Source organism: Pseudomonas sp. MPDS, assembly GCF_013283895.1.
Taxonomy (GTDB): Bacteria; Pseudomonadota; Gammaproteobacteria; order Pseudomonadales; family Pseudomonadaceae; genus Aquipseudomonas; species Aquipseudomonas rhizophila.
In genome coordinates this window covers 4419809-4446446 of the sequence record NZ_CP054128.1, presented here as the reverse complement: position 1 = coordinate 4446446, position 26638 = coordinate 4419809, and the positions used below count along the sequence as shown (strand labels likewise).

The window sequence follows — 26638 nt, the reverse complement described above, 5'->3', positions numbered from 1 at the left end:
TGGTGGCGAAGCCGGGAGTCTATCAACCCTCGCGCAAGACTGTCAGCGGGCTGGCATTGAGGGCTCGACGCGTGCCGAACACACCGGCAGCCCCGATCAATAACGCTCCCACCAAAGGCAGTACCAGCAACCATGGATGCGGATGCCAGGGCAGGTCGAACGCGTAACGGTAAAGCACCAAGCTCACCAGTTCCGAACCCAAGGCCGCGAGCAAGCCACTGACCGCACCCAACAGCCCGAACTCGATGCGCCGGGCCTTGACCAACAGGGCTCGTTCGGCACCCAGGGCGCGGAGCAGCGCACCCTGGTGGATCCGTTCATCGAGGGTGGCTTGCAGGCCGGAGAACAGCACGGCCATTCCCGCAGCCAGTACAAACAGCAACACATATTCCACGGCCAGGGTGACCTGGGCCAGGATGCTGCGCAACTGCTCGAGCAGGGCTTCGACTTGCAGGATCGTCACCGCCGGGAAGGCCCTGGACAGGTCGACAATCTGCTGGTCGTGGCCCGCCGCCAGATAGAAGCTGGTCAGATAGGTGGCCGGTAGATCCTTCAGCGTGCCGGGTTGGAAGATCATGAAAAAGTTAGGCTGGAAGTTGTCCCAGTTGATTTCTCGCAAGCTGGTGACCTTCGCCTCGCGATTGACGCCGCCCACGTTGAAAACCAGACGGTCCCCCAGCTGGATCTTGAGGTTCTCGGCCACCTTGCCTTCTACCGAAACGCCCGGAATATCGTCCGGCGGTTGCTGCGGCCACCAGGTCCCGGCCGTGACGACGTTGCCCGCCGGCAGGTCCGCAGCCCAGGTCAGGCTCAGGTCGCGCTGCAGGGCCCGGTCACCGGCCGAGTCCTTGGTGACAAATTCCTTGGCCGGCTCGCCGTTGATACTGATCAGGCGTCCCGGTACCACGGGGTAGAGCGGCGCCGATTGCGCCGACAACGCCAGCAGCTTGTCGGTGAAGGCCTGCTTGTCGTTGGGCAAGATATTCAGGGCGAAATAGTTCGGGGCGTTTTTCGGCAACTGGTTTTGCCAGGTGTCCAGCAGCTCGCCGCGCAAGAGGGCGATCAGCGCCATGGACAACAGAATCAAGCCGAATGCCAACGCCTGGCCGGCCGCCGCCAAGGGGTGGCGCAGCAACTGGCCCAGGCCGAGCCGCCAGGGTAACGAGGCGCGGGCCAGCATCCTGCGCAAGCTTTGGAGCAGCAGCAACAGCAGGCCGCCGAGCACCAGTGCTGCGATGACGCCACCGCCGAGCAGGGCGAACGTCAGGACCAGGTCCAGGCTCAAGCGCCACATGATCAGGCCAAGGGCACCCAGGGCGGCCCCATAGACCACCCAGGTGCTGGAAGGAATCGGCAGCATGTCCCGGCGTAAAACGCGCAAGGGGGGTACCCGTCCCAGCGCGGCCAGAGGGGGCAGGGCGAAGCCGGCCAACGCCACCATTCCGGTGCCGATTCCGGCAATGGCCGGCAGCAGGCCACCCGGCGGGACGGTCGTGGGTAACAGGTCATGCAGCAGTGCAAACAGACCCAGTTGGGCGACCCAGCCAAGCAGCGCACCGCTGAGGCTGGCCAGCAGGCCCAGCACGGTCAATTGCAGGCTGAACAGCACCATGGTTTCCCGGCGTGACAACCCCAGGCAACGCAGCAGTGCGCTGGCATCAAAGCGTCGGGTGGCAAAGCGGTTGGCCGAGAGGGCGACGGCGACGCCGGACAGCAGCACCGCCACCAGGCTGGCCATGTTCAGATACCGTTCGGCCTTGCCCAGGGCGCCACCGATCTGCCGGTTGCCATCGCGTGCATCCTGCAGCCGCTGATTGGGCTCCAGGCCCGGCTTGATCAGGTCGCGGTAGGTTTGCAGCGCTGGTGCCGGGCCGCGCCACAGGTCGCGATAACTGACGCGGCTGCCGGGCTGCACGACGCCGGTAGCGTCCAGGTCCTTGAGGTTGATCATGACCCGGGGCGTGAGGCTATAGAAATTGCCGGCGCGATCCGGTTCGTAGGTCAACACACGGCTCAGGCGCAGGGGCTGGTTGCCGACGTCGATGCTGTCGCCTATTTTCAGGTCCAGTGCCGTCAGCAGCCGTGCTTCAACCCAGGCCTCGCCAGGGTTCGGTCGCCCGCCGGTTTCTTCCGGGGCGAACGGGGCAGGGGCGCTTTTCAGTTCGCCGCGCAGGGGGTAGATGTCATCGACGGCCTTGACGCTGGAGAGCTGAATGCCATTGTCGGTGGCCACGACGCTGGAAAACTCCACCACCCGGGCATGTTCGAGGCCCAGATCGGTGCCGCCGCGAATCTGTTCGGGACGGGCAGGCGAGCTGCCTTCGAGCAGCAGGTCGGCGCCAAGGAATTCGGTGGCGCGCATCATCATCGCGCCGTTGAGACGGGCTCCGAAGTAGCCGATGGCGGTACTCGCCGCCACCGCCACCAGCAGGGCGAAGAACAACACCCGCAGTTCGCCGGCGCGGGCGTCGCGCAGCAATTGGCGGACAGCGAGACTGAACAGACGCAACAGCGGCAAGCGTGCCATCAAGGCTCCAGGGGGGCGACCATCTGGCCGGCTTCAAGTCGAATCAGGCGCCGGCAACGATGGGCCAGGCGTTCGTCATGGGTGACCAGCACCAGGGTCGTGCCGCTTTCCTTGTTCAACTCGAACAGAAGATCGCTGATGCGCTCACCGGTGTGGCTGTCGAGGTTGCCAGTGGGTTCGTCGGCAAACAGCACGTCCGGCTCGGCCGCAAAGGCACGGGCAATCGCCACGCGTTGCTGCTCGCCGCCGGAGAGCTGGCGGGGCGAATGGGTCAGACGCTGGCCCAGGCCGACCCGCTGCAGCAATTCCGTAGCGCGTTCGCGGGCATCCTGGCGACCATCAAGCTCCAATGGCAGCATGACGTTTTCCAGCGCATTGAGGCTGTCGAGCAACTGGAACGACTGGAAGACAAAGCCGACATGCTCGGCGCGGATCCGGGCCCGCTGGTCTTCATCCAGAACGCTGAGGGCTTGACCTGCGAGGGTCACTTCACCGCTGCTGGGCAGGTCGAGGCCGGCCAGCAGGCCCAGGAGGGTGGATTTGCCGGAACCGGATGCGCCGACAATGGCCAGGCTGTCGCCCTTGTTCAGTTCCAGGCTGAGTTCGTGCAGGATAGTCAGTTCACCTTCCGCGCTGGGAACCACTTTGCTAAGGTCCTTCGCGGTGAGAATGCTTGAGCCCATGGAGAATCCGATGCGTGTGTGGTTTTTGAGTGCCGGCCTGGCCCTGATGTGCATGGCCCAGAACGCAGCGGCGGGTACAGTCCTGATCGTTGGCGATAGTATCAGCGCCGCTTTCGGCCTGGATACCCGGCAAGGTTGGGTATCCTTGCTCGAACAACGGCTCAAGGCCGAAGGTTTCGACGACAAAGTGGTCAATGCTTCTATCAGTGGTGACACCAGTGCAGGCGGCCAGGCGCGGCTGCCGGCGCTGCTTGCAGCCCATAAGCCGGACCTGGTGATCCTGGAACTGGGTGGCAACGATGGCTTGCGTGGACAGCCGCCAACGCAATTGCAACAAAACCTTGCAGCGATGATCGACAGCTCCCGCGCCAGCGGTGCCAAGGTACTGCTGCTGGGCATGCAGTTGCCGCCCAATTATGGGCAGCGCTACACCGATGCCTTTGCCCGGGTCTACAGCACCCTGGCCGAGGAGAAAAACGTGCCGCTGGTGCCGTTTTTCCTTCAGGACGTTGGTGGTGTTCCGGGGATGATGCAGGGCGATGGCTTGCACCCGTCCGTCGCGGCCCAGGGCAAGTTGCTGGAAAATGTCTGGCCGACGCTAAAACCGCTGCTGTGAAGCTTTTCTACAGGCGGTCTTTCGGCTAATGTGGCGCCCCCGATTTGGAGCCCCCGATGCCGCGTCCCGCCTGGTCCCTGTTTGCCTACCAACTGATCGAGCCTGACGAACAGCTGGACCTGTTCGCCTGCCAGGAAGTGCGGGTGCATCTGGTGACCCGGCAACTGGAACTCGGTGGCTCGGCCGACCGGACCCTGTGCGGCAGCCTGCTGCCGGCCCAGCCGCGCTGGTCGGCTGTTGACCGCAAGATATTCCAGGACCATCGCCTGTGTTCATTGTGCCGGGCGATCCTGGAGTCCCAGAAGCGCGGCACCTCGCCGATCTGGCCGGAACTGCGGTTCGAATTGTAATTCCCCAGATCCCCGGCATGCCCCTTGTGGGAGCGAGCCTGCTCGCGATGGCGGTGGGCCTGCTTGCATTGATGTTGGATGTGCCGCCGCTATCGCGAGCAGGCTCGCCCCCACAGGTTTTTATTTCAGTCTCCAGACATGCTAGGCATCGGACGCCTCATTGTCGCCCTCCCCGAAATAACGGGGGGCGGTGTACAATCACAGTCTTCATACCCTCTGTTCGACCTGCAAAGGATTTCCCGGATGTTGCTGCGCTTGCCTGCCGTCACCCGCTGCCTGTCTCTTGCCGCCCTGTGCATGGCTGGTCCCGTTGCCGCCCTGGAGCTGCCTCTGCCACCGCCAGGCGAAGACATTGTTGGCCAGGTGCAGGTCATCAAGGCCAAATACGAAGACACCTTCGCCGACCTGGGCACTACCTACGACCTGGGCTACACCGAGATGGTCGCTGCCAACCCGGGCGTCGATCCCTGGTTGCCGGGTGCGGGCACCGAGGTCGTGCTGCCGACCCGTTTCATCCTGCCGCCTGGCCCGCGCGAAGGCATCGTGATCAACCTCGCCGAGTACCGTCTCTACTACTTCCCCAAGGGCCGGAATGTGGTCTACACCTTCCCGCTGGGCATTGGCCGTGAAGGTTGGGGATCGCCGATCGCCCACACCAGCATCATTGCCAAGACCCCGAATCCGACCTGGACTCCGCCGGCCTCGATCAAGGCTGAGCATGCCGCCGACGGCGATCCGTTGCCGAACGTGGTGCCGGCCGGTCCCGATAATCCCTTGGGTCCGTTCAAGTTCACCCTGGGCACCCCGGGTTACCTGATCCACGGTTCGAACAAGAAGTTCGGCATCGGCATGCGCACCAGCCACGGCTGCTTCCGCATGTTCAACAACAACGTACTGCAGATGGCCGGCATGGTGCCGGTGGGCACCTCGGTACGGATCATCAACGATCCCTACAAGCTGGGTGTGAGCGGCGGGAAGGTTTATCTGGAGGCCCACACGCCGCTGGACGACAACGGCAACCCATCGGTGGTGGACAAGCACACCGCGGTGATCAACACGATGCTCAAGCGTGAGGACATCACCAGCAACCTGCGCATGGACTGGGATGTGGTGCGTGATGTGGTGGCGGCCGAAGACGGCCTGCCGGTCGAGATCGCCGTTCCGAATACTTCGGCACCGATGGTCTCCAGCGCGCCGATCGATCTGCAACAGTAAAACCTGCAATAGAGACCCGCCGGCGTTTCGCGATGTCGGCGGGTTTTTTATCGCCTGGGGAAACGCCGGGCAATAAAAAAGCCGACCCAAAAAATGGGTCGGCTCGATAACAATCCCGGAGGACTATTACTTGCGGCTAGCTTTTTCCAGCATGCGCAGAGCACGCTCGTTAGCTTCGTCAGCAGTCTGTTGTGCTTTTTGAGCAGCAGCCAGAGCTTCATCAGCTTTACGGTAAGCTTCGTCTGCACGAGCTTGGGCGCGAGCTGCTGCGTCTTCGGTAGCAGTCAGACGTGCTTCGGTTTCTTTCGATGCGCTGCTGCAACCGGTAGCCAGAACTGCGGCCAGGGCCAGAGCAGAGAATTTCAGAACGTTGTTCATCGTGTTCCCCTTCAAGGACTTTCTATTAAGTGACTGTCTCCTCACAGCGAGGAGTTAGCCGGCGTACATACTACCCATTACTTGTAGTAAGTAAACTGACGTCGCGCAAGAAGCAAAAAAATTGTAGGCGGTGATTCTTTTTCGAGCAACTTTTTGGGGTGTTGTTTAAAAAATATGCAGCCTCCGGCACCTGGCTTGAGCGCGTCATTGAGCAAAAGTTCCGTGCGCGGGAGAACTTTCCTTAAGCCGTTAACGTCGTTGTTTATTGATTCGTCTACACTTTTGAGCGTTTTTTGCTCAGGGGGGCGGCTATCTTTATTGGTGTTGGCGGTGACTTTAATAACCGGCGCTCGTCTCACGACTCAACAACTGGCGATGTTCAGCTATTGCGCCTTGGCCGACTAGCGCGTGACGGTGGCGCTCAATCGATAAACCCGACCGGGTTTTACCCCCATTGACGGGCGTGCCTTGAGCATTTGCGTCATTGGTGCCTACTATTCACGACGTGCTCGGGGTTGAGCGGTGGGTGTTGGCGCTCGGTGACCAGACAGGCACGGGGTGGCGTAGATGTTCCTTCGCCGGAAAAACATCGGTAAGGTAGGGGTCAGCATTCAGACCCGCGAGGAGTAGTGATGAGCGAGGCGTTGTCCATCCACCATGACCAGGCTGGTCATCAGTTCGAGACCAATGTGGACGGTCATCGTGCCTATCTGACTTATATGGACCTGGGCAAACAGACCCTGGATATCTATCGCACCTTCGTGCCCAATGCCTTGCGCGGACGCGGCATTGCGGCGGCGCTGACCGAAAGGGCGCTGCAATACGCCGACGAAATGGGCTACACGGTGATCCCGTCCTGCTCCTACGTGGAGCGCTACATGGAGCGTCACCAGCGTCACGCGGCCAAGCTCTGACCTTACGGATTCCCCAATAAAAACGCCGGGCTGAAAAGCCCGGCGTTTTTTTAGCCTTGAAAAGAGCAAAGGTCGCAGCCTTCGCCTACACATAGCCGGCCTAGGCGCCGTCGAGTGCAACGAGGCTGCGATCCTTTTAGCCACGCTGACGTTTAGGCAACACGTCCTTGAGCTTGGCATGCATGCTGCGCAGGGTGTTCTCGGTTGCGCTCCAGTCGATGCAGGCATCGGTGATGGACACACCGTACTGCAAGTCCGCCAGATCCTTGGGGATCGCCTGGCAGCCCCAATTCAAATGGCTTTCGACCATCAGGCCGATGATCGACTGGTTGCCTTCCAGAATCTGGTTGGCCACGTTCTCCATCACCAGCGGTTGCAGCGCCGGATCCTTGTTGGAGTTGGCGTGGCTGCAGTCGACCATGATGTTCGGTTTGATCTTGGCCTTGTTCAGTGCCTGCTCACACAGCGCGACGCTGACCGAATCGTAGTTCGGTTTGCCGTTGCCACCGCGCAGCACCACGTGACCATAAGCGTTGCCCTTGGTGGTGACGATCGAGACGCCACCCTCCTGGTTGATGCCCAGGAAGCGGTGAGGGCTGGAAACCGACTGCAAGGCGTTGATCGCCACGGTGAGGCCGCCGTCGGTGCCATTCTTGAAACCCACGGCCGAGGACAAGCCGGAGGCCATTTCACGGTGAGTCTGGGATTCGGTGGTCCGCGCACCGATGGCCGACCAACTGATCAGGTCCTGCAAGTATTGCGGGGAGATCGGGTCCAGGGCTTCGGTGGCGGTGGGCAGGCCCATTTCGGCCAGATCCAGCAGCAATTGGCGACCGATGTGCAGGCCATCCTGGATCTTGAAGGAGTCGTCCAGGTACGGGTCGTTGATCAGGCCTTTCCAGCCGACGGTGGTGCGCGGCTTTTCGAAATACACCCGCATTACCAGGTACAGGGTGTCGGAAACTTCCGCCGCCAGCACTTTCAGGCGCTCGGCATATTCGTGGGCGGCCTTGATGTCATGGATCGAGCAGGGCCCGATGACCACGAACAGGCGATGGTCGGTGCCGTCGAGAATGTTGCGAATGACTTCCCGGCCCTTGGTCACGGTGCGCAGGGCAGCGTCGCTCAGGGGGATATCGCGCTTGAGCTGGTCAGGCGTGATGAGGGTCTCGTTGGAGGCGACGTTAAGGTCATTGATCGGTAAATCAGCCATCGTGTTACTCGTCAGGTCACGGGTGCCGGCCGCCAGCGATCCCCGCGCGGCGGTGCACAGCGGATTTAAGCGCGTCGGGGAGCGGAACCTTAGCGCGTTACGAGGTTGCTCGACAATGGGCAGGGACGGGTTAATTGCGGCGGGGGAGCTTGCTCGCGCTTGACGGCGCAGCCTTCACAAAAGGACCTGCTGCGCCCGAACGTGAACCGGCCCGGCGGAACCCGGCTGTCTCGCCACGTTGGCCCGCACCTATGTAATGATGCGCATGGACTGTTAGCTGAGGAGTGGCAATGATGCAGGCAGGCGTTAAACCGCGGATCGGGATGATCGGCACCGGTGCGATCGGTGGGTTCTATGGCGTGATGCTGGCTCGCGCCGGTTTTGACGTGCATTTTTTACTGCGCAGCGAATTTGGGGCGGTGGCCGAGGGCGGCTTGCGAGTCGACAGCGCGGTTCACGGCGCCCTGACGCTCAACCCGGTCCAGGCGTATCGTTCGGCGGCGGACATGCCGCCCTGCGACTGGCTACTGGTCGGTGCCAAGACCACCAGCAATGCCGACCTGGCCCCGGCCATCATTCAAGCTGCCGCTCAGGGTGCAAAAGTCCTGTTGCTGCAAAATGGCCTGGATGTTGAGGACGACCTCCGACCGTTGCTGCCCGATTCGCTGCATCTGCTGGGCGGCCTGTGCCTGATCTGTGTGCATCGGGTCGGTCCTGGCGTCATTGCCCACCAGGCCCTCGGTGCAGTCAACCTCGGTTACCACAGCGGTCCTTGCCACGATCAGGCGCAACGCATGGCGATTGTCGAGCAGGGGGCCGGGCTGTTCTGTGCCGCCGGCCTGGATTCCCAGGCCATGCCCGACCTGCGGCAGGCGCGCTGGCAGAAACTGGTGTGGAACGTGCCCTACAACGGTCTTTCGGTTCTGTTGGGTGCCAGTACCACGCCGTTGATGGCCGACAGTGACAGCCGAGGCTTGATCCAGGCCCTGATGGGGGAGGTGGTGCGGGGTGCTCAGGCTTGCGGTCACCAGATTGCGCCGGGCTATGCCGAGTATCTGTTTGCGATGACCGAAAAGATGCCCGACTACTGGCCGAGTATGTATCACGATTATTCCCACCAGCGCGCGCTGGAGCTGGAGGCTATTTACAGCCGACCATTGGCGGCGGCGAAAAAAGCCGGTTGTGAGCTGCCGAAAATCGAAGCCTTGTATCAGGCGTTGGCATTTATGGACCGACGAAACCGCTGATCAGGCGAAAGGGGGAGCGACATGGCAAACAACATCGACGACAAACTGGTGCTGGCGATTTCGTCGCGGGCGCTGTTCGATCTGAGTGACAGCCATAAGGTGTATCTGTCGGGCGGCGTCGAGGCTTACCGGCAATATCAGATTGAGCATGAGGACGAAGTCCTCGAACCCGGCGACGCCTTCGCTCTCGTGCAAAAGCTGCTGAGTCTCAACGAGCATCTGGGGCGTGCGCGAGTCGAGGTAGTTCTGGTTTCGCGCAACAGCGCCGACACCGGCCTGCGGGTGTTCAACTCGATTCATCATTACGGGCTGGCGATTTCCCGCGCGGCGTTCGTCGGCGGCCGCAGTCCTTACCCCTATCTGAAGGCGTTCGGCTGTGATCTGTTCCTGTCCACCCACGCTGAAGATGTGCGCAGTGCCCTGGACGCCGGATTCGCCGCTGCGACCATTCTGTCGGGTGGCGCCAGCCGCGCCGCCAGCGAGGAACTGCGTATCGCTTTCGACGGCGATGCGGTGCTGTTTTCCGACGAATCCGAGCGTGTCTATCAGAGCGGCGGCCTGGCTGCATTCCAGGCCAGCGAACGGCAAGCGGCTCGTGAGCCGCTGCGAGGCGGGCCGTTCAAGGGGTTTCTGGCGGCACTCAATGCACTGCAACGCGAGTTCCCCGAAGACGCCTGCCCGATTCGCACGGCGCTGGTCACTGCCCGTTCGGCACCGGCCCACGAGCGCGTCATCCGGACGTTGCGCGAATGGGACATTCGTCTGGATGAGTCGCTGTTTCTCGGTGGCCTGACCAAATCGGCATTTCTCGAAGCCTTCGCCGCCGACGTCTTTTTCGACGACCAGACCGGCCACTGCGAACTGGCTCGCGAGGTGGTCGCCACGGGGCATGTGCCTCACGGCATCAGCAATGAAGTGAAGCTCTGACTGCCCGTTGTTTAGGGCGTTACGCTGGACGTCGTACTCCTCAAGGCGCTGCTAAGCTGAATCCATCTCCGCCATTCTGGCACGCGAGGAGGTCACATGATTCGTTCGATGCTGTACGCCACAGACCTGGGACTTTACGCCCCTTATGTGATGCAGCATGCCTTGGCGTTGGCACGGACGTTCGAAGCCGAGTTGTATGTGGTGCACGCGGTAGAGCCAATGGGGCTGTTCGCGGAGTCGGTGTTGCAAAGTTATCTCGATGAGCAAGCGCTGAACGAATTTCATCGCCAGGGTCTGAATACGGTGATGGCCAACATTGAGCAGCGGGTGCTCGACAGCTTTCGTGAAGAGTTGGGTGAGGGGCAGCAGGACTTGAAGCTGATCAAGTCGGTGCGGGTTTTCCAGGGCGATCCATCCCAGGTCATTCTCGATCAGGCTGCGAAACTCTCTGTGGATTTGCTGATCGTAGGCAGTCACTGCCAAGGGGCGAGCGGTGAAACGCCGCTGGGCAGGACCGCTGCGCGGGTATTGCAGTTATCCCGGGTACCGGTCTACCTGGTGCCGTTGGTGCAGCGGCGACGTCAGGGGGAGGCTTGAGGCAAAGTAGTGGCTTTTTCATAAAAAGTTCTAGATTAATTGATGCAACCATTCATATAGTTATATACCGTCGCTGATGCCCGTGGCGTCCAACTGCTTTGAGGGATACATATGAAGCTTCAACAACTGCGCTACATCTGGGAAGTGGCGCACCACGACCTCAACGTTTCCGCTACTGCCCAAAGCCTCTACACGTCGCAACCCGGCATCAGCAAGCAGATCCGCCTGTTGGAGGATGAGCTGGGTGTCGAAGTTTTCGCCCGCAGCGGCAAGCACCTGACCCGCGTGACCCCGGCCGGTGAGCGCATCATCACCACGGCCGGAGAGATCCTGCGCAAGGTCGAAAGCATCAAGCAGATTGCCCAGGAATTTTCCAACGAGAAAAAAGGCACGCTGTCGATTGCCACCACCCACACCCAGGCCCGTTATGCACTGCCTCCGGTGATCAGCAACTTCATCAAGCAATACCCGGACGTAGCCTTGCATATGCACCAGGGCTCGCCGATGCAGATTGCCGAAATGGCGGCGGACGGCACCGTGGATTTCGCCATCGCCACCGAGGCTCTGGAACTGTTCGGCGATCTGGTGATGATGCCGTGCTACCGCTGGAACCGCTGCGTGGTTGTGCCTCAGGGCCATCCGCTGACCAAGCTGCCAAAGTTGACGCTTGAAGCCTTGGCCGAATACCCCATCGTGACTTATGTGTTCGGTTTTACCGGCCGTTCGAAACTCGACGAAGCCTTCAGCCATCGCGGCCTGACCCCGAAAGTGGTGTTCACCGCCGCCGACGCCGACGTCATCAAGACCTATGTCCGCCTTGGCCTGGGCGTGGGCATCGTGGCGAAAATGGCCGTCGATACCAAGCTGGACGGCGATCTGGTGGTGCTGGATGCCAGCGAGTTGTTCGAGTCCAGCGTGACCAAGATCGGTTTCCGGCGTGGCACCTTCCTGCGTGGCTTCATGTGCGACTTCATCGAAAAGTTCGCGCCACACCTGACCCGGGAAGTCATGGCCAAGGCCATCCAGTGCCACAACAAGCAGGAACTCGAAGAGCTGTTCGACGGTGTGGAATTACCGGTGCACTGAACAGTGAGTGCTAGATCGCCTCGGTGACAGCGAACTGTTGCCGGGCGCCTGCGACGACGATCTCTACTTCATCCCCTTCGAACTTGCCCAGCAGGCTTCGTCCCAGCGGCGAGCGAGGGGTGATGACGGTGATTGGCTGGCCCACCAGCGACACTTTCAAGCCCGCGGCATCCGGTCCCAGAAACAACCATTGCTGGCGGTCATCCTCATCCGCCAGCCCGATCAGGGTGCCAATCTGAATGCCGCGCTGTTCGTCGTAGGGCCGGAGTATCAGGTTCTGGCAGCGGGCGAGGGCCTGGCGGATTTCTTCGACACGCCTGGCTTGCCCGGCAGCGAGGTAAGACGCTTCAAGACCCAGGGTGTCGTATTTGTTCTCGGCGATGTTTTCCTCGTGGGTCGCGGTTTCGTAGGCCGTCTGCGCGGCGCGCTCAGCGATACCCAGGTCAATCCTGAGTTTGTCGAGAATCAGTTGGTGAACGATCTGTTTGTTCATGATCAATCGCAAAACTGCAAAACGTTGGCCCGGCTCTTTTCACTGGGCGCGTTCTGGTCCTGTTGCAACCAGAACTGACACTTGGGGTTGGACAGGTTGCGAGGATCGCTGCGGGCTTGATCCAGGGCCTGTCGTTGTTCGTTTCGTTGCAGATTTTGCTGGTACTGCTCGAACATGGGGGTTGGCGGTTCCGGGGCCGGTTGCACCGCCGGTGGTTGCCCCAGTTGGTGCACGGCTGCGGCCACTGGCGCCAGTTGTTCGTTGAACAGGAATCTGGACAGCAGCCAGCCGGTCAATACGATGGCGAGAAACCCCAGCCACAGGCCCAGGGCAATGCTGACGGTCAATTGCAGGGCTGTAAGGCGTGGCGCTGGCGGGTGATCGGACATGGCTGCTTCCTGGCAATGAACACGTGATAGGCGGCGATTGTCGCATGAAGATTAATCGCCGTCGGCTCTTCTGCATCATCGGTTTAATGCGGGACAATCAGGCCTTTGCCACAGGGAGTCGGGAATGACCGTGCGCTGGGATATTTTTTGCACCGTCGTCGATAACTTTGGCGACATCGGCGTCACTTGGCGCCTGGCTCGGCAATTGGTGGCCGAGCATCAATGTGCGGTGCGGTTATGGGTAGATGACCTGCGGGCCTTTGAACGACTGTGTCCGCAAATCGACATCACGCTGTCCGAGCAATGGCAGCAGGGTGTGCAAGTCTGCCATTGGCCTGAGGTCTGGCCGTCCACCGACGCCGCCGATGTAGTCATCGCCGCGTTTGCCTGCCAGTTGCCGAGCGCCTACATGGATGCGATGGCCGAGCGGCAGACCACGCCGTTGTGGATGAACCTCGATTACCTGAGTGCGGAAGATTGGGTGATCGGGTGCCACGGATTACCCTCGGTCAAATACAAGCACGTGCAGAAATATTTCTTTTTTCCGGGCTTCCGCGAGGGCACGGGCGGGCTGCTGCGTGAAGCCGGCCTGCTGGAGCGGCGTCGGCAGTTTCAGCAGGATGCCCAGGCGCAACGGATTTTCCTGGAGGCGTTGGGCGTCCATCGGACGCCGGGCTCGCGTCTGATCTCGCTGTTTGCCTACGAAAACGCCGGGCTTGCCAGTTGGTTCGATGCCATGGCGACCGATACCCAGGCCTCTCATGTATTGATTCCCGAAGGTCGGGTGCTCGGCGATGTCCAGCGTTGGCTGGGCATCGATGGCCTGAAGGCCGGTGCGGTACAACAACGTGGTGCCCTGACGGTGCAGGTGCTGCCGTTCGTCCGCCAGGATCAGTACGATCAACTGCTATGGTGCTGCGATTTCAACGCCGTGCGGGGTGAAGACTCCTTCGTGCGCGCCCAATGGGCGGGTCGGCCGCTGCTCTGGCATATCTACCAGCAGGAAGAAGACGTTCATCTGGAAAAACTCGAGGCATTTCTCCGGCTGTACACCCACGGCCTTTCGGAGCCGGCTGAAAAAGCGATCAGCGGTCTCTGGCGATCCTGGAATGCTGGCCAGGACATGGCCGAACACTGGAAAATGGTCGATCAACAGCAGCAGGAACTGCTTGATCATGCCCAGGCATGGTGTCTAGAACAGGCCTCGCGACCCGATCTTGCCGCAGCGCTGGTGAAGTTTTATGTAAATTGGATATGATACGCGGCCTAGATTTTTGTAAATCCCATCCAAATTCGGATATTCGCAATGAAAACTGGTAAAGAACTGAAACCCGGGACCGTGATCCGTCTCGAAAACGATCCTTGGCTGGTTCAGAAAGCTGAGTTCACCAAGTCGGGTCGTAACAGCGCGATCATGAAGACCAAGCTGAAGAACCTGCTGACCGGTTACAAAACCGAGATCGTCTACAGCGCCGATGACAAACTGGACGACGTGATCCTCGACCGCAAAGAAGCGACCCTGTCCTTCATCAGCGGCGACACCTACACGTTCATGGACACCACTGACTACACCATGTACGAGCTGAACGCCGAAGACATCGAAAGCGTTCTGCCGTTCATCGAAGAAGGCATGACCGACGTCTGCGAAGCCGTGTTCTTCGAAGAGCGTCTGGTCTCCGTAGAACTGCCGACCACCATCGTGCGTCAGGTTGACTACACCGAAGGTTCCGCTCGCGGTGACACTTCCGGCAAGGTAATGAAGCCTGCCAAACTGAAGAACGGTACCGAGCTGTCGGTTGCTGACTTCATCGAAATCGGCGACATGATCGAGATCGATACCCGCGAAGGCGGTTCCTACAAAGGCCGCGCTAAATAAGCGAAGTCTTGTGTATGAAAAAGCCCGACCATTGAGTCGGGCTTTTTCATGCCTGCGGATCATGTTCAGACAGAGGGCAGGATGGAGACGGTGGCGAGGGGATTTAATCCTGCCCTGTGGGAGCAAGGCTTGCTCGCGATCCAGGCGCCTCGGTTCCGCGCTGTGTTCATCGCGGGCAAGCCTTGCTCCCACAGGGTTGCGCCACAAGTCACTTCAGATGTTGTTTCAGTTCTTGGGATACCTGCAACATCGCCGAACGCACCGCTGGCACCTGGCTCACCACATTGAGCAAACCATAATCGTGAATCATGCCGTTGTAGCGCACCGCCGTGACCGGCACGCCAGCCGCGTCCAGTTTACGGGCGTAGGCTTCACCCTCATCGCGCAACACGTCGGCCTCGGCGGTCTGTACCAGCGCGGGCGGCAGGCCCTTGAGTTGCGCGGTGCTGGCGCGTAACGGGGAGGCATAGATCTCGCTGCGTTGCCCGGCATCGGTGGTGTAGTTGTCCCAGAACCACTTCATCATGTTTTTACTGAGGAAGTGTCCCTCGGCGAATTGGTTGTAGGACGCCGTCTCGAAGCTGGCATCGGTCACCGGCCACAACAAGGCCTGGAATTTGATCGCCGGGGTACCTTTGTCCTTGGCCATCAACGCCACGACCGCTGCCATGTTGCCGCCGACGCTGTTGCCCACCACGGCCAGGCGCTTGCCGTCGACATTGATTTGCTTGCCATGCTCGGCCACCCATTTCGTCGCGGCGTAGGCTTGGTTGATCGCTACCGGGTAATGCGCTTCCGGCGAAGGCGTGTAGTTGACGAACACCGCGACGGCACCTGATCCGGCCACCAGATCCCGAACCAACCGTTCGTGGGTTGGGAAATCCCCCAATACCCAACCACCGCCGTGGAAGAACATGAACACCGGCAGTTCACCCTTGACGCCGGCCGGCCGGACGACGGTCAGGCTGATCGGCTGGCCATCGACCTCAATAGTTTTCTCGCTGACGTCGGCCTTGGGCAAGCTCAGTTTCACCCCGGCCTGGGCGCCGACCAGTACCGCGCGGGCGTCCTTGGGCGACAGTTGCTCCAATGGCTTGCCGGTGCCGGCATTCAGCGCGTCGAGAAACGCCTGGGTGTTGTGTTCCACGATGCCGTCGGCGAACGCGCTGCCGACGCTCAGTGCCAGAAGGGTGCCGGTCAAGGCTTTGCTGAAGGTGTTCATGTGCATCTCCTTAAGTGCAGGCTGGAAGGCGTTGGTTAAACGGTGACGTGCAGGCGCACATCGACGTTGCCACGAGTGGCGTTGGAGTACGGGCAGACTTGGTGAGCTGCGTCCACCAGGCTCTGTGCATCGGCCAGGTCCAGACCGGGCAAGCTGATGTGCAGGTCGATGTCGAGGCCGAAACCACCGGGAATCTGGCCGATACCGACATGGGCGGTGATCGAGGCGTCATCCGCAATCTTGCGCTTGCTTTGGCTTGCGACGAATTTCAGGGCACCGATAAAGCAGGCCGAGTAGCCGGCAGCGAACAGTTGTTCCGGGTTGGTTGCCGCGCCGCCTGCACCGCCGAGTTCTTTGGGGGTGGCGAGTTTGACGTCCAGGATGTTGTCGCTGGAGATTGCACGACCATCACGGCCACCGGTGGAAGTTGCGATTGCGGTGTAGAGCGTTTGCATGGTGAGAGCCTCGGTTTTGGTTGCTGTTGCAGCGCTAAATGTTTGTGCGCTAAGTAGGTGTGAGGCAAATGTATAGCGCTAATATTTTGCGCGCAAGATAAATTTTTAAGGGAAATTGAATTTCGCTCGCTCAAACGGCGTAGATCCCTTGAGATAGAGCGGTTTCATCAGCTGAAATTTTTTTTTCAGGGAGGGGCGAAGGGGGGCAGGAGGTGATCGGACTGGTGCCATCGCGAGCAGGCTCGCTCCCACAACGATCTGTGTTAAACACAAAAAGTGCGTTCACCAAAGATCAAAATGTGGGAGCGAGCCTGCTCGCGATAGCGTTGGGGCAGTTGACGGTGCTGCTGGACAGGCTGCGTTTCAGAGGCTGTCTTGCAAATTCCCGCGCAGCTCTTGCAGGTCATGCTGCAGCTTCTTCAATTGCTCCAGGGTCTGGCCACTGGCGCCGAGAATGCACTGGGGAATGTTGAGGGCCTTTTCCTGCAGGGCGCGTCCCTGTTCGGTGAGCTCGACGATGACCACGCGTTCATCCTCACGACTGCGGGTGCGGCTCAGCAAGCCCTCGGCCTCCAGGCGCTTGAGCAACGGGGTCAGTGAACCCGGATCGGTGAGCAGGCGGTTGCTGATTTCCCCGACAGTCAGGCCGTCCTTTTCCCACAGCACCATCATCGCCAGGTACTGCGGATAAGTCAGGCCCAGGGCTTGCAGCAGCGGCTTGTAGACTTTGGTCATCAGCAGCGACGTGGAGTGCAGGGCGAAGCACACCTGGTTGTCGAGCAACAGGGCTTCGCAGGGGTCGGGGGTGTCGCGTTGGGTGCTCATGGCAGAACCTTCAATCAATGATCGCTACGAATCTAGCGGGCGAACCTTTAATGCGCCAGATAATTCTGACGTTCTGATCGGAAGTTGCGTTCCCCCGCGAGCGCCGACTGCGTAGGATAAGCGCCCTGATCAAGGGGGAATCGGCTGTGATCGAAGGTGTGATGTATCTGGCGTTCGGTGCCGCATTGGGCACTTTGGGGGGATTGTTCGGGATTGGTGGCGGGTTGATCGCCATTCCGGTGCTGGGCCTGTTGTTCGGCCTCGATCAGCAGATCGCCCAGGGCACGGCCCTGGTGATGGTCGTGCCAAACGTGATGCTCGCTTTGTGGCGCTACCACCAGCGCAATCGCATTGAAATGCGTCATGTACTGCCACTGGCCTCCATGGGTTTTTGCTTTGCCTGGCTTGGCTCGATCTGGGCGGTGGGTATCGACGCGCAAAGCATGCGAATCGGCTTCGTGGCCTTCCTGATCGTGCTGGCGGCCTACAACCTGATTCGCATGTTTGCCGCCAGCCCCCCGGCTTCGGCGCAGATGCGTTATGGCTGGCCGTGGCTCGCCGTGTTGGGGGCGGCGTCGGGGACCATGGGCGGATTGTTCGGTGTCGGCGGGGCGGTCGTCGCGACGCCGTTCCTGACCAGCCTGTTCGGTACCAGTCAGGTGGTCGCCCAGGGGTTGTCTCTCTCGTTGGCCTTGCCCAGTACTGGTGTGACCCTCGCCACGTATGCGGTGCATCACCAAGTGGACTGGTGGATCGGCCTGCCGCTGGCCGCTGGTGGCTTGCTCAGTATCAGTTGGGGGGTAAAAGTCGCCCACGCCATGCCGGAGCGGCTGCTGCGCGGGCTGTTCTGCGGTTTCCTGGTGCTGTGCGCGATCTTGCTCGCCTTTAAAGTTTGAAACCTTCGACGATGTGCTCGGCCAGGCACTCGGTGATCGGCGACGGATTATGCAGGTTGCGGATCAGCATGATGCTCGCTTCGGGCAACTGCGGCAGGTTTTCCGCCTCGCCCAGCACGCGCATGTCCGGGGTCAGCAGGCTTTCCAGTTGCGCGGTGATCGCCAGGCCCGCGCCAACCACTGCCATGAGCGCCGACAGGCTCGAGCTGTTGTACGCCACGCGATAATCGCGGCCCATGGCATCCAGTGCATTGCAGGCCCATTGCCGGCAGAAGCAATCACTGTTGAACATCGCCAGCGGCAACGGTGTTTGTTCGTGGACGTTGAAGCATGCCGCTTCGGCCCAGACAAAGCGCTCCTTGCGCAATAACTGGCCGATTTCGTCCCCCGGTTTGCGGGTGACGATGGACAGGTCCAGATCCTGGCGCAGCAGCAACTGCTTGGACGACTCGCAGTGCACTTCAATTTCGATCAAGGGATAGAACTGGGCGAAGCGCTGCAGGATCCCCGGCAAAAAACGCATCACATAATCGTCCGGGGTGCCGATGCGCACCGTGCCGACCATGTGCGGCTCACGCAGGGTGTTGAACACTTCGCTGTGCAGCTTGAGGATCCGTCGGGCGTAGCCGAGCAACACTTGGCCTTCGGCGGTCAGCTTGACCTGGCGCCCGTCACGCTCGAACAGCCGCCGCTGCAATACATCCTCTTCCAGTCGCTTCATCTGCATGCTGACGGCGGACTGGGTGCGATTGACCAACTCACCGGCACGGGTGAAACCGCCCTGGTCAGCGATGGCGACAAAGGTACGCAGCACTTCCGTATCGATGCTCGGGTAACTCGACAATTGATCAATCTCCGAGATGTATTGCATAAGAAACATTCGTTGGATTGATCTTAGCGTTAGCGTGAGACTTGAGCCATCCCCAACGGAGGACATCACGATGAAAGGTCAAAAAGGTTATCTACTGATAGAAAAACTCTCATCCCATGGCTTTTCCATCAGCGCTCTGCTGCACAAGTTTAGCCGCTGGTACGAATTGCACCACGAACGTGAACTGCTTGCCGGAATGAGCGATGAGGCGCTCAAGGACATCGGCGTCAGCCGTGCCGACGTCGAAAAGGAAGTGGTTCGGCCATTCTGGGATGACCCGATGCACAAATGAGCCATCCTTCCCTACACAAACCGCTTAATGGTGAGGTAGGTTGCGAGCAGACAAGGAGATCTTCATGCCCGCGACTCTGTCCTTTACCCTCAAACAGGCCCGGCGTCTGGCGCTGGCCGCCCAAGGATTCGACGGGCGGCCGACGTCAGCTTCGGTGCAACCGGCGCGCCTTAACCGCCTGATTGAACGCCTCGGCGTCCTGCAGATTGATTCGGTCAATGCATTGGTGCGTTCGCACTACCTTCCGCTGTTTTCCCGTCTCGGTCACTACCCCCCTGATTTGCTCGACCAGGCAGCCTGGAGCCAGGGCCGACGCCGTACGCTGTTCGAATATTGGGGGCATGAAGCCTCATTGCTGCCGCTGGCGATGTATCCGCTGATGCGCTGGCGCATGGAGCGTGCGTCCCGCGGTGAGGGCATTTATCGACAGTTGGCGCAGTTCGGTCAGGAGCGTCAGGATGTCATTCGTCGCGTACTGGCTTCGGTCCGCGAGCAAGGCGCCGTGGGGGCGGGCAGCTTGTCCACGCGCCAGGAAAAGGCCGGCCCCTGGTGGGACTGGAGCGCCGAGAAGCATGCGCTGGAATGGCTGTTCGCGGCGGGTGAAGTGACGGTGGCGGGGCGGCGGGGCTTCGAGCGGCTTTACGACTTGCCGGAACGCGTGTTTCCGTCCTCGGTCCTGCAACAACCGCTGCCGGACGAGCCCCAGGCTCAGCGCGCCTTGCTGCTGCATGCTGCCCAAGCCTTGGGTGTGGGCACCGAGAAAGATTTGCGCGACTATTTTCGACTCGATCCGGCCGATAGCCGTGGACGACTGGCCGAACTGGAGGAGGCCGGTGAACTGGTGCGCTGCCAGGTGCAAGGCTGGAAGCAACCGGCCTGGTGCCGACCCACCGCGAAGATTCCCCGCAAGGTGGCGGCCAGTGCGTTGTTGTCGCCCTTCGATTCACTGGTCTGGGAGCGCAGCCGTACCGAGCGGCTGTTCGACTTCCGTTATCGACTGGAGATTTATACCCCGGCTCACAAGCGGGTGTACGGCTACTACGTGCTGCCATTCCTGCACAACGAACGTATCGCCGCGCGGGTGGATCTGCGGGCGGAGCGGGCTTTGGGTCGATTGGCGGTGCATGCCGTGCACGAGGAGGCGCCGGGGCTGGACGAGGAAGGGATGCAGGCTTTGGCGGTGAACCTGCGACGCTTGGCCGACTGGCTGGGGTTGGCGCGGGTCCAGCTCAATTGCGCTCGGGCGGGTGGGGTTCGGCTGGCGGGGGCGTTGGCTGAGGTGGGGGGTGACTGAACTGGCCTCATCGCGAGCAGGCTCGCTCCCACAGTTGACCTTTGATGAACACAGGATTTGTGAACGCCGCGGTCAATGTGGGAGCGAGCCTGCTCGCGATAGCAATCCAACAAACGGCGAATGACTTACTGACTCACCGCCTCACCTGCTTCAACGTCTCGGCAATCAAAAACGCCAGTTCCAGCGACTGATCGGCATTCATCCGCGGATCGCAATGAGTGTGGTAACGGTCCGACAGCCCGTCCTCGGTGATCGGCCGCGCGCCGCCAATGCACTCGGTGACGTTCTGCCCGGTCATTTCGATGTGGATGCCCCCGGCATAGGTGCCCTCGGCTTCGTGAACCTGGAAGAACTGTTTCACTTCCCCGAGGATTTGCGCGAAGTCCCGGGTCTTGTAACCGCTACTGGCCTTGATGGTGTTGCCGTGCATCGGGTCCGAACTCCACAGCACCTGCTTGCCTTCTCGTTGCACGGCGCGCAATAGCTGCGGCAGGTGATCGCCGACCTTGTTCGCGCCCATTCGCGCGATCAGGTTAAGCCGCCCCGGATCATTGTCCGGATTGAGCACGTCGATCAGACGGATCAAGTCGTCGGGGTTCATGCTCGGGCCGACCTTGACGCCGATCGGGTTGTTCACCCCGCGCAGGAATTCGACATGGGCACCGTCCAACTGACGGGTGCGGTCACCGATCCACAGCATGTGGGCCGAGCAGTCGTAGTAGTCGTTGGTCAGGCTGTCGCGGCGCACGAAAGCTTCTTCGTAATTGAGCAGCAGCGCTTCGTGGGCGGTGAAGAAGCTGGTTTCGCGCAATTGCGGCGAGCTGTCCATGCCGCAGGCGCGCATGAAGGCCAGGGTTTCGTCGATACGGTCGGCCAGGTGGCTGTACTTCTCAGCCAGGGCCGAGTTGGCGATGAAGTCCAGGTTCCACTTGTGCACCTGATGCAGATCGGCGAATCCGCCCTGGGCGAAGGCCCTTAGCAGGTTCAAGGTGGCGGTGGACTGATGGTAGGACTGCAGCAGCCGCTCCGGGTCCGGTACGCGGCTTTTTTCGTCGAAGCCGATGCCGTTGACGATGTCGCCGCGATAGGCCGGCAGGGTTACCCCGCCAATCGTCTCATCGTTGGCCGAGCGCGGTTTGGCGAACTGTCCGGCCATACGACCGACCTTGACCACCGGGCAACCGGCGGCGAAGGTCATGACGATGGCCATTTGCAGCAACACCTTGAAGGTGTCGCGGATCTTCGCCGCCGAGAACTCGGCAAAGCTCTCGGCGCAGTCGCCGCCCTGCAGCAGGAAGGCCCGGCCTTGGGTGACTTCGGCGAACTGACGGCGCAACTCCCGGGCTTCACCGGCAAACACCAGCGGCGGATAACTGGCCAGGGTCTGCTCGACCTGCAGCAAATGCGCCGCGTCGGGGTATTGGGGTTGCTGCTGGATCGGCAGGGCGCGCCAGCTGTCAGGGCTCCAGGGTTGGCTCATCATGATCTCTAGGTGGTTTACGCTCGGGCTGCCATGTTATCAGCAAATTAGTGCGTGACCTGTTTGCGTCGCTTCGCGGACAATCGCGCTTTTGCCCCGGTTATGTTCAGGGTCAGCGCAGCCACAGGAGATGAAATGACAGAGGAGCGCGTCGAGCATTTGCTCGCCGAAGTGCATGACGAGTTCGGTGTTATCCGGGTTCTCGAAGTGGCGGACTACCGTTTTCTGGAATTTGGCGATGCCATCGAACAGAGCTGCGTGTTCACGGCCGACCCGAGCTGGCTCGAATATGATTACACCCGCGCCATGTTGATTGGCGCGTTGTGCCACGAGCAGCCGGAAAGCGCGCTGTTTCTTGGGCTGGGCGCCGGGACGCTGACCCAGGCTTGCCTCAAGTTTCTGCCGCTGGAAGATGTCGAAGCCATCGAACTGCGCCCCGATGTGCCGCGCCTGGCCATCCAATACCTGGGGCTGGACGACGATCCGCGGCTGTACATCCGCGTCGGCGATGCCCTGGAGCTGCTTGAAACCGCCGAGCCTGCGGATTTGATCTTTGTCGACCTCTATACCGACGTCGGCCCTGGCGTCGGGCACCTGGCCTGGGGTTTTCTGGAGAACTGCCAGAAACGCCTCAACCCCGGCGGCTGGCTGGTGATCAACCAATGGGCCACCGACGACGGCAAGCCATTGGGCGCGGCGCTGCTGCGCGGCTTGTACCACCGGCATTACTGGGAGCTGCCGGTTAAAGAAGGCAATGTCATCCTGATCGTGCCGGCGGATCTGGACCAGGAACTGGACATGCAAGGACTGGTCGCCCGGGCCGAAGGGCTGGCGCCGCGGCTGGGTTATTCGTTGCAGTCGTTGATCAAGGCCATTCGTCCGGCGACTTGATAGGCAAGCTGTCGGAAGGTAAATCGTTTAAGCCGGTTGTCCCGACGCCCATGACAGCCAGTCCCATAACCGGGTTTGGCAATAAAAAATCTCCCTTTTCGGGCGATTTCCGGTATAGTGCGCGCCGGCCTTTAGCCGGGCCGCGTCAAGGTAGCGCAATTCCCCGAAGCCAGCTTCGGTTGCATGTCCGCACAACGGATGCTTCCACGACGTTCTTTTTCATTCATTCGTTTTCGCAAATCCCCGCCGACAAAGCAGCCAGGGCGACTCTTGAGTCTCAACACGGCATGCGCAGCTTTGGAGCATGGGTCTTTGCGGATGCACTTAGAGGCAGACCCATGACCCAGGAAACCGGCGGCTTCGTCGCTTTTAATCTTAATCCGAACATTCTTGCAGCCGTCATTGCGACCGGTTACGAAGAACCTTCGGCTATTCAGCAGCAATCGATCCCGATCATCATGGCCGGTCACGACATGATTGGTCAGGCGCAAACCGGTACGGGTAAAACCGCCGCGTTCGCCCTGCCGATCCTGCATCGCATCGATCCTGCTAAGCGCGAACCGCAAGCCCTGATCCTGGCGCCAACTCGTGAGTTGGCGCTGCAAGTAGCAACCGCTTTTGAAACCTACTCCAAGCAGATGCCTGGTGTAACCGTTGTGGCTGTTTACGGCGGCGCTCCAATGGGCCCGCAACTCAAAGCCATCCGTAACGGCGCGCAGGTTGTTGTCGCCACTCCGGGCCGTCTGTGCGACCACCTGCGTCGTGACGAAAAAGTCCTGGCCACCGTGAACCACCTGGTTCTCGATGAAGCCGACGAAATGCTCAAGCTGGGTTTCATGGATGACCTGGAAGTCATCTTCAAGGCCCTGCCAGCGACCCGTCAGACTGTATTGTTCTCGGCCACTCTGCCGCAGTCGATCCGCGCCATTGCCGAGCGCCACCTGCGCGATCCGCAACACGTAAAGATCCAGACCAAGACCCAGACCGTCACCGCGATCGAACAGGCTCACCTGTTGGTTCACGCCGATCAGAAGACCTCGGCCGTACTGAGCCTGCTGGAAGTCGAGGATTTCGACGCCCTGATCATGTTCGTACGTACCAAGCAAGCGACCCTGGACCTGGCCAGCGCCCTGGAAGCCAAAGGCTACAAAGCCGCTGCGCTGAACGGTGACATTGCCCAGAACCAGCGTGAGCGTGTGATCGACTCCCTCAAGGATGGCCGTCTGGACATCGTTGTGGCCACTGACGTTGCCGCCCGTGGCCTGGACGTTCCGCGCATCACCCACGTGTTCAACGTGGACATGCCGTACGATCCGGAATCCTACGTTCACCGTATCGGCCGTACTGGCCGTGCCGGTCGCGAAGGTCGTGCACTGCTGCTGGTCACCCCGCGTGAGCGCCGCATGCTGCAAGTGATCGAGCGTGTAACCGGTCAGAAGGTCGCCGAGGTTCGCCTGCCGGACGCCCAGGCAGTTCTCGATGCCCGCATCAAGAAGCTCACCAACAGCCTGTCGCCACTGGTGGCTGACGCCGAATCGACCCACGGTGATCTGCTCGATCGCCTGACCGCCGACATCGGTTGCACCCCACGTGCCCTGGCCGCTGCTCTGCTGCGCAAGGCCACCAATGGCCAGGCGCTGACCCTCGCTGCGATCGAGAAAGAACGTCCACTGGTGCCGAACAACGCACCGCGTGGCGATCGTCCAGAGCGTAGCGGTGATCGTCCGGACCGTGGTGATCGCGAGCGTCGTGCGCCGATCCCGCTGGCCGAAGGCCGTGCGCGCTGCCGTACTGCGCTGGGTGCCCGTGACGGCATCGCGGCCAAGAACCTGCTGGGCGCCATCCTCAACGAAGGCGGTCTGGCTCGTGAGGCCATCGGTCGCATCCAGGTACGTGACAGCTTCAGCCTGGTAGAGCTGCCGGAAGATGGTCTGGAGAAGTTGCTGACCAAACTGAAGGACACTCGTGTCGCCGGCAAGCAGCTTAAACTGCGTCGCTATCGCGAAGATTGATCCGCTCTCGGGCTGATTGATCGAACATAAAAAATCCCCGACTGGTTCGGGGATTTTTTTTGCCTGAAGCTGGGTGTCTTTTCAGGGGGAGCCCATCGCGAGCAGGCTCGCTCCCACAGTGGCACAGGTAAATGCAGTCAAATGTGGGAGCGAGCCTGCTCGCGATTGAACGCGACTCGGTTCATCAGTCAAACCGATAGATGTCCATCCCCAAAGCGCCCAGGGTGAACCCCTGATGGGCAACGCTGAATTCACCTCCCGCACCCCGGGCAAAATACAACGGCAACAAGTGCTCGTCACTGGGATGGCTGCGCCCGGCGTGGGGGGCCTGGCGACGGTAATCATGCAGCGCGGCTTCGTCGTCCTCCGCCAATTTCTCCACCATCCAGTCACGAAAAGCCTTGGCCCAGGGCTCAATGCTTTCGGGGCCGGCGTTCCAGTCCAGGTCGCGCAGGTTATGGGTGATGCTGCCTGAGCCGATCAGCAACACGCCTTGCTGGCGCAGGCTCGCCAAGGCCCGGCCGACCTGGGTTTGCAGGGCCGGCCCTTGTCGGCTGGGCAGGGAGATCTGCACGACGGCAATCTCGGCCTTGGGGTACATCAAGGACAACGGCACCCACACGCCATGATCGGAGGGGCGCTCCGTGTCCAGGCGTGCCGGCAGGTGTGCGGCGTTGAGCAGGTCCGCCACTTGCACTGCCAGTTGTGGATCGCCCGGCGCCGGATATTGCACCTCGTACAGAGCCGGCGGGAAGCCGCCGAAGTCGTGCCAAGTCCGTGGATGCGGATTGGCGCTGACCAGCAGTTCACTGCTTTCCCAGTGCGCGGACACGATGACGATGGCTTTGGGTGTGGGCAATTGCGCGGCGAGGCGAGCCAGTGCCGGGCCGCTGTCGCCGGGTTCCAGGGCCAGCATCGGTGAGCCATGGGAGATAAACAGGCTGGGCAGCATGAACGGACTCCTGAGCGTTAAGATGTCGCCATCTTCTGTCAGGTCTATGATCTAAATCTAATATAAGTTTTAGCCCGTTTTAATCGGTTTTTCTGGAGTGAGTGATGGAGCCTGAGTTTTGGCACAAGCGCTGGTCAACGAATCAGATCGGTTTTCATCTGCCAGAGGTGAATCCCTATCTGCAACGTTTCTGGTCGCAACTGGGGGTTGAGCAGGGCAGTCGGGTGCTGGTGCCCCTATGCGGGAAGACGCTCGACCTCTTGTGGCTTGCCCAACAGGGGTATTCGGTACTGGGGGTGGAGCTGTCGGAAAAGGCCGCCGCGGATTTCTTCCTTGAGCATCAGCTTGAGCCGAGCGTGAGTGAAGAGGGCGCATTCAAGGTGTTCCGTGCCGCTGACATTGAAATCCGCTGCGGTGATTTCTTTGCCCTGAGCCCGGAGGATGTGAGCGATTGCACGGCGCTGTACGATCGCGCTGCATTGATCGCCCTGCCAGGGCCGATGCGGGAGCGGTATGCGGCTCATCTGCAGAAGATTCTGCCGCAGTGTGTCGGATTGCTCATTACTCTGGATTACTCACAGGATGAAATGCCTGGCCCGCCGTTTTCCGTAGGGGATGACGAAGTGCAGAGGTTGCTGGGCGAGGTCTGGCAACTGGAGGTATTGCAGGAGCAGGATGTGCTGGGGGAAAGCTGGAAGTTCTTGCAGGCTGGGGTCAAAAGGCTGGATGAGCGGGTGTATCGGGTTTCCAGTCGTTGACGTGGCGTGCCCGCTGGCCTTATCGCGAGCAGGCTCGCTCCCACAGTTGATCCGTTGCGAACTGAGAATTGGCGCTCGCCGAAGCCCCCCTGTGGGAGCGAGCCTGCTCGCGATGGGGCCAGACCAGGCAACTCATAAATCAGACAGAAAAAAGCCCGCGTCGCTGCGGGCTTTTTCTT

The 26638-nt window shown here is 60.7% G+C and carries 28 protein-coding genes; 16 read left to right on the top strand and 12 right to left on the bottom strand.

Annotated features, from left to right (window positions below; genetic code table 11):
* Positions 1-22: 22 nt before the first annotated feature.
* On the bottom strand, positions 23-2527 hold the full coding sequence (locus HQ912_RS19495) for an ABC transporter permease (RefSeq protein WP_076385720.1): 2505 nt from the start codon (positions 2525-2527) through the stop codon (positions 23-25).
* Positions 2527-3210 carry an ABC transporter ATP-binding protein gene (locus HQ912_RS19490; RefSeq protein WP_092397715.1) on the bottom strand — a complete coding sequence of 228 codons (684 nt, stop codon included), beginning with the start codon at positions 3208-3210 and terminating at the stop codon, positions 2527-2529. The genes HQ912_RS19495 and HQ912_RS19490 overlap by 1 nt, the downstream gene beginning before the upstream one ends.
* Positions 3211-3220: 10 nt before the next feature.
* Here HQ912_RS19490 and HQ912_RS19485 point away from each other — a divergent pair, with 10 nt between their 5' ends.
* The 3 genes from HQ912_RS19485 (at position 3221) to HQ912_RS19475 (ending at position 5391) form a co-directional block, all read left to right on the top strand.
* Positions 3221-3826 carry an arylesterase gene (locus HQ912_RS19485; RefSeq protein ID WP_047226350.1) on the top strand — a complete coding sequence of 202 codons (606 nt, stop codon included), beginning with the start codon at positions 3221-3223 and terminating at the stop codon, positions 3824-3826.
* 56 nt (positions 3827-3882) lie between these two features.
* Positions 3883-4176 (top strand): hypothetical protein, encoded by a 294-nt coding sequence (locus tag HQ912_RS19480; protein WP_047226351.1) that lies wholly within the window; start codon positions 3883-3885, stop codon positions 4174-4176.
* A 243-nt stretch (positions 4177-4419) separates the two neighbouring features.
* Complete coding sequence (locus HQ912_RS19475; RefSeq protein ID WP_047226352.1) at positions 4420-5391, top strand: L,D-transpeptidase family protein; 972 nt, start codon at positions 4420-4422, stop codon at positions 5389-5391.
* Between the two features lie 126 nt (positions 5392-5517).
* Here HQ912_RS19475 and oprI read toward each other — a convergent pair whose 3' ends face one another.
* Positions 5518-5769 (bottom strand): outer membrane lipoprotei OprI, encoded by a 252-nt coding sequence (gene oprI, locus HQ912_RS19470; protein WP_011335311.1) that lies wholly within the window; start codon positions 5767-5769, stop codon positions 5518-5520.
* 632 nt (positions 5770-6401) lie between these two features.
* Here oprI and HQ912_RS19465 point away from each other — a divergent pair.
* Positions 6402-6683 (top strand): GNAT family N-acetyltransferase, encoded by a 282-nt coding sequence (locus HQ912_RS19465; RefSeq protein WP_047226353.1) that lies wholly within the window; start codon positions 6402-6404, stop codon positions 6681-6683.
* Between the two features lie 136 nt (positions 6684-6819).
* Here HQ912_RS19465 and HQ912_RS19460 read toward each other — a convergent pair whose 3' ends face one another.
* On the bottom strand, positions 6820-7896 hold the full coding sequence (locus HQ912_RS19460) for a 3-deoxy-7-phosphoheptulonate synthase (protein ID WP_003199364.1): 1077 nt from the start codon (positions 7894-7896) through the stop codon (positions 6820-6822).
* Between the two features lie 293 nt (positions 7897-8189).
* On the opposite strand from HQ912_RS19460, the gene HQ912_RS19455 reads away from it, so the two are divergent.
* The 4 genes from HQ912_RS19455 (at position 8190) to cysB (ending at position 11753) form a co-directional block, all read left to right on the top strand.
* Complete coding sequence (locus HQ912_RS19455; RefSeq protein ID WP_160892035.1) at positions 8190-9143, top strand: putative 2-dehydropantoate 2-reductase; 954 nt, start codon at positions 8190-8192, stop codon at positions 9141-9143.
* Between the two features lie 21 nt (positions 9144-9164).
* Positions 9165-10070, top strand: coding sequence for a 5'-nucleotidase (locus HQ912_RS19450; protein ID WP_173407177.1), 906 nt, complete (start codon positions 9165-9167; stop codon positions 10068-10070).
* Positions 10071-10166: 96 nt separating this feature from the next.
* Entirely contained in the window at positions 10167-10667 is a 501-nt protein-coding gene (locus tag HQ912_RS19445; protein ID WP_047226355.1) for a universal stress protein, read from the top strand.
* Positions 10668-10778: 111 nt separating this feature from the next.
* Positions 10779-11753 carry an HTH-type transcriptional regulator CysB gene (gene cysB, locus HQ912_RS19440; protein ID WP_018603112.1) on the top strand — a complete coding sequence of 325 codons (975 nt, stop codon included), beginning with the start codon at positions 10779-10781 and terminating at the stop codon, positions 11751-11753.
* Between the two features lie 10 nt (positions 11754-11763).
* On the opposite strand, the gene HQ912_RS19435 is transcribed toward cysB, so the two are convergent.
* Both HQ912_RS19435 and HQ912_RS19430 read right to left on the bottom strand, forming a co-directional pair.
* Entirely contained in the window at positions 11764-12246 is a 483-nt protein-coding gene (locus HQ912_RS19435) for a GreA/GreB family elongation factor (RefSeq protein ID WP_173407176.1), read from the bottom strand.
* A 2-nt stretch (positions 12247-12248) separates the two neighbouring features.
* A complete protein-coding gene (locus HQ912_RS19430) occupies positions 12249-12635 on the bottom strand; it encodes a cytochrome b/b6 domain-containing protein (protein WP_139050766.1) in 387 nt (128 codons plus the stop codon).
* Between the two features lie 124 nt (positions 12636-12759).
* On the opposite strand from HQ912_RS19430, the gene earP reads away from it, so the two are divergent.
* Together earP and HQ912_RS19420 are read left to right on the top strand one after the other, a co-directional pair.
* A complete protein-coding gene (gene earP / locus HQ912_RS19425; RefSeq protein ID WP_047226358.1) occupies positions 12760-13893 on the top strand; it encodes an elongation factor P maturation arginine rhamnosyltransferase EarP in 1134 nt (377 codons plus the stop codon).
* Between the two features lie 48 nt (positions 13894-13941).
* Entirely contained in the window at positions 13942-14511 is a 570-nt protein-coding gene (locus tag HQ912_RS19420; RefSeq protein WP_003199385.1) for an elongation factor P, read from the top strand.
* A gap of 208 nt (positions 14512-14719) precedes the next feature.
* Here HQ912_RS19420 and HQ912_RS19415 read toward each other — a convergent pair whose 3' ends face one another.
* From HQ912_RS19415 to HQ912_RS19405, 3 genes are all read right to left on the bottom strand, one after another.
* Complete coding sequence (locus tag HQ912_RS19415; RefSeq protein ID WP_173407175.1) at positions 14720-15733, bottom strand: alpha/beta hydrolase; 1014 nt, start codon at positions 15731-15733, stop codon at positions 14720-14722.
* Between the two features lie 35 nt (positions 15734-15768).
* Positions 15769-16188: an organic hydroperoxide resistance protein gene (locus HQ912_RS19410; protein WP_047226360.1), complete on the bottom strand. Its 420-nt coding sequence runs from the start codon at positions 16186-16188 to the stop codon at positions 15769-15771.
* A gap of 363 nt (positions 16189-16551) precedes the next feature.
* Complete coding sequence (locus HQ912_RS19405) at positions 16552-17013, bottom strand: MarR family winged helix-turn-helix transcriptional regulator (RefSeq protein ID WP_047226361.1); 462 nt, start codon at positions 17011-17013, stop codon at positions 16552-16554.
* A 161-nt stretch (positions 17014-17174) separates the two neighbouring features.
* On the opposite strand from HQ912_RS19405, the gene HQ912_RS19400 reads away from it, so the two are divergent.
* Entirely contained in the window at positions 17175-17909 is a 735-nt protein-coding gene (locus tag HQ912_RS19400) for a sulfite exporter TauE/SafE family protein (RefSeq protein WP_047226362.1), read from the top strand.
* Here the strand turns inward: HQ912_RS19400 and HQ912_RS19395 are convergent.
* Entirely contained in the window at positions 17899-18753 is an 855-nt protein-coding gene (locus HQ912_RS19395) for a LysR substrate-binding domain-containing protein (RefSeq protein ID WP_171061402.1), read from the bottom strand. The two genes, HQ912_RS19400 and HQ912_RS19395, sit on opposite strands and share 11 nt — an antisense overlap.
* 97 nt (positions 18754-18850) lie before the next feature.
* Here HQ912_RS19395 and HQ912_RS19390 point away from each other — a divergent pair, with 97 nt between their 5' ends.
* A complete protein-coding gene (locus tag HQ912_RS19390; RefSeq protein ID WP_047226364.1) occupies positions 18851-19072 on the top strand; it encodes a DUF1127 domain-containing protein in 222 nt (73 codons plus the stop codon).
* 64 nt (positions 19073-19136) lie between these two features.
* Positions 19137-20366 (top strand): winged helix-turn-helix domain-containing protein, encoded by a 1230-nt coding sequence (locus tag HQ912_RS19385; RefSeq protein ID WP_047226365.1) that lies wholly within the window; start codon positions 19137-19139, stop codon positions 20364-20366.
* A 133-nt stretch (positions 20367-20499) separates the two neighbouring features.
* Here the strand turns inward: HQ912_RS19385 and HQ912_RS19380 are convergent, their stop codons facing one another.
* Positions 20500-21846 (bottom strand): class II 3-deoxy-7-phosphoheptulonate synthase, encoded by a 1347-nt coding sequence (locus HQ912_RS19380; protein WP_047226366.1) that lies wholly within the window; start codon positions 21844-21846, stop codon positions 20500-20502.
* Between the two features lie 135 nt (positions 21847-21981).
* On the opposite strand from HQ912_RS19380, the gene HQ912_RS19375 reads away from it, so the two are divergent.
* Positions 21982-22737 (top strand): spermidine synthase, encoded by a 756-nt coding sequence (locus HQ912_RS19375; RefSeq protein ID WP_047226367.1) that lies wholly within the window; start codon positions 21982-21984, stop codon positions 22735-22737.
* A gap of 338 nt (positions 22738-23075) precedes the next feature.
* A complete protein-coding gene (locus HQ912_RS19370; RefSeq protein WP_173407174.1) occupies positions 23076-24749 on the top strand; it encodes a DEAD/DEAH box helicase in 1674 nt (557 codons plus the stop codon).
* A 184-nt stretch (positions 24750-24933) separates the two neighbouring features.
* Here HQ912_RS19370 and HQ912_RS19365 read toward each other — a convergent pair whose 3' ends face one another.
* Positions 24934-25701 carry a DODA-type extradiol aromatic ring-opening family dioxygenase gene (locus HQ912_RS19365; RefSeq protein WP_173407173.1) on the bottom strand — a complete coding sequence of 256 codons (768 nt, stop codon included), beginning with the start codon at positions 25699-25701 and terminating at the stop codon, positions 24934-24936.
* A 104-nt stretch (positions 25702-25805) separates the two neighbouring features.
* Between HQ912_RS19365 and HQ912_RS19360 the strand changes: the two genes are divergently transcribed.
* Entirely contained in the window at positions 25806-26459 is a 654-nt protein-coding gene (locus HQ912_RS19360) for a thiopurine S-methyltransferase (protein ID WP_173407172.1), read from the top strand.
* Positions 26460-26638 lie beyond the last annotated feature (179 nt).

Excerpts from the sequence above, each read along its gene's own strand:
- HQ912_RS19495 (WP_076385720.1), bottom strand. The coding sequence starts at position 2,527 with ATGGCACGCTTGCCGCTGTTGCGTCTGTTCAGTCTCGCTGTCCGCCAA.
- HQ912_RS19490 (WP_092397715.1), bottom strand. The coding sequence starts at position 3,210 with ATGGGCTCAAGCATTCTCACCGCGAAGGACCTTAGCAAAGTGGTTCCC.
- HQ912_RS19485 (WP_047226350.1), top strand. The coding sequence starts at position 3,221 with ATGCGTGTGTGGTTTTTGAGTGCCGGCCTGGCCCTGATGTGCATGGCC.
- HQ912_RS19480 (WP_047226351.1), top strand. The coding sequence starts at position 3,883 with ATGCCGCGTCCCGCCTGGTCCCTGTTTGCCTACCAACTGATCGAGCCT.
- HQ912_RS19475 (WP_047226352.1), top strand. The coding sequence starts at position 4,420 with ATGTTGCTGCGCTTGCCTGCCGTCACCCGCTGCCTGTCTCTTGCCGCC.
- oprI (WP_011335311.1), bottom strand. The coding sequence starts at position 5,769 with ATGAACAACGTTCTGAAATTCTCTGCTCTGGCCCTGGCCGCAGTTCTG.
- HQ912_RS19465 (WP_047226353.1), top strand. The coding sequence starts at position 6,402 with ATGAGCGAGGCGTTGTCCATCCACCATGACCAGGCTGGTCATCAGTTC.
- HQ912_RS19460 (WP_003199364.1), bottom strand. The coding sequence starts at position 7,896 with ATGGCTGATTTACCGATCAATGACCTTAACGTCGCCTCCAACGAGACC.
- HQ912_RS19455 (WP_160892035.1), top strand. The coding sequence starts at position 8,190 with ATGCAGGCAGGCGTTAAACCGCGGATCGGGATGATCGGCACCGGTGCG.
- HQ912_RS19450 (WP_173407177.1), top strand. The coding sequence starts at position 9,165 with ATGGCAAACAACATCGACGACAAACTGGTGCTGGCGATTTCGTCGCGG.
- HQ912_RS19445 (WP_047226355.1), top strand. The coding sequence starts at position 10,167 with ATGATTCGTTCGATGCTGTACGCCACAGACCTGGGACTTTACGCCCCT.
- cysB (WP_018603112.1), top strand. The coding sequence starts at position 10,779 with ATGAAGCTTCAACAACTGCGCTACATCTGGGAAGTGGCGCACCACGAC.
- HQ912_RS19435 (WP_173407176.1), bottom strand. The coding sequence starts at position 12,246 with ATGAACAAACAGATCGTTCACCAACTGATTCTCGACAAACTCAGGATT.
- HQ912_RS19430 (WP_139050766.1), bottom strand. The coding sequence starts at position 12,635 with ATGTCCGATCACCCGCCAGCGCCACGCCTTACAGCCCTGCAATTGACC.
- earP (WP_047226358.1), top strand. The coding sequence starts at position 12,760 with ATGACCGTGCGCTGGGATATTTTTTGCACCGTCGTCGATAACTTTGGC.
- HQ912_RS19420 (WP_003199385.1), top strand. The coding sequence starts at position 13,942 with ATGAAAACTGGTAAAGAACTGAAACCCGGGACCGTGATCCGTCTCGAA.
- HQ912_RS19415 (WP_173407175.1), bottom strand. The coding sequence starts at position 15,733 with ATGAACACCTTCAGCAAAGCCTTGACCGGCACCCTTCTGGCACTGAGC.
- HQ912_RS19410 (WP_047226360.1), bottom strand. The coding sequence starts at position 16,188 with ATGCAAACGCTCTACACCGCAATCGCAACTTCCACCGGTGGCCGTGAT.
- HQ912_RS19405 (WP_047226361.1), bottom strand. The coding sequence starts at position 17,013 with ATGAGCACCCAACGCGACACCCCCGACCCCTGCGAAGCCCTGTTGCTC.
- HQ912_RS19400 (WP_047226362.1), top strand. The coding sequence starts at position 17,175 with ATGTATCTGGCGTTCGGTGCCGCATTGGGCACTTTGGGGGGATTGTTC.
- HQ912_RS19390 (WP_047226364.1), top strand. The coding sequence starts at position 18,851 with ATGAAAGGTCAAAAAGGTTATCTACTGATAGAAAAACTCTCATCCCAT.
- HQ912_RS19385 (WP_047226365.1), top strand. The coding sequence starts at position 19,137 with ATGCCCGCGACTCTGTCCTTTACCCTCAAACAGGCCCGGCGTCTGGCG.
- HQ912_RS19380 (WP_047226366.1), bottom strand. The coding sequence starts at position 21,846 with ATGAGCCAACCCTGGAGCCCTGACAGCTGGCGCGCCCTGCCGATCCAG.
- HQ912_RS19375 (WP_047226367.1), top strand. The coding sequence starts at position 21,982 with ATGACAGAGGAGCGCGTCGAGCATTTGCTCGCCGAAGTGCATGACGAG.
- HQ912_RS19370 (WP_173407174.1), top strand. The coding sequence starts at position 23,076 with ATGACCCAGGAAACCGGCGGCTTCGTCGCTTTTAATCTTAATCCGAAC.
- HQ912_RS19365 (WP_173407173.1), bottom strand. The coding sequence starts at position 25,701 with ATGCTGCCCAGCCTGTTTATCTCCCATGGCTCACCGATGCTGGCCCTG.
- HQ912_RS19360 (WP_173407172.1), top strand. The coding sequence starts at position 25,806 with ATGGAGCCTGAGTTTTGGCACAAGCGCTGGTCAACGAATCAGATCGGT.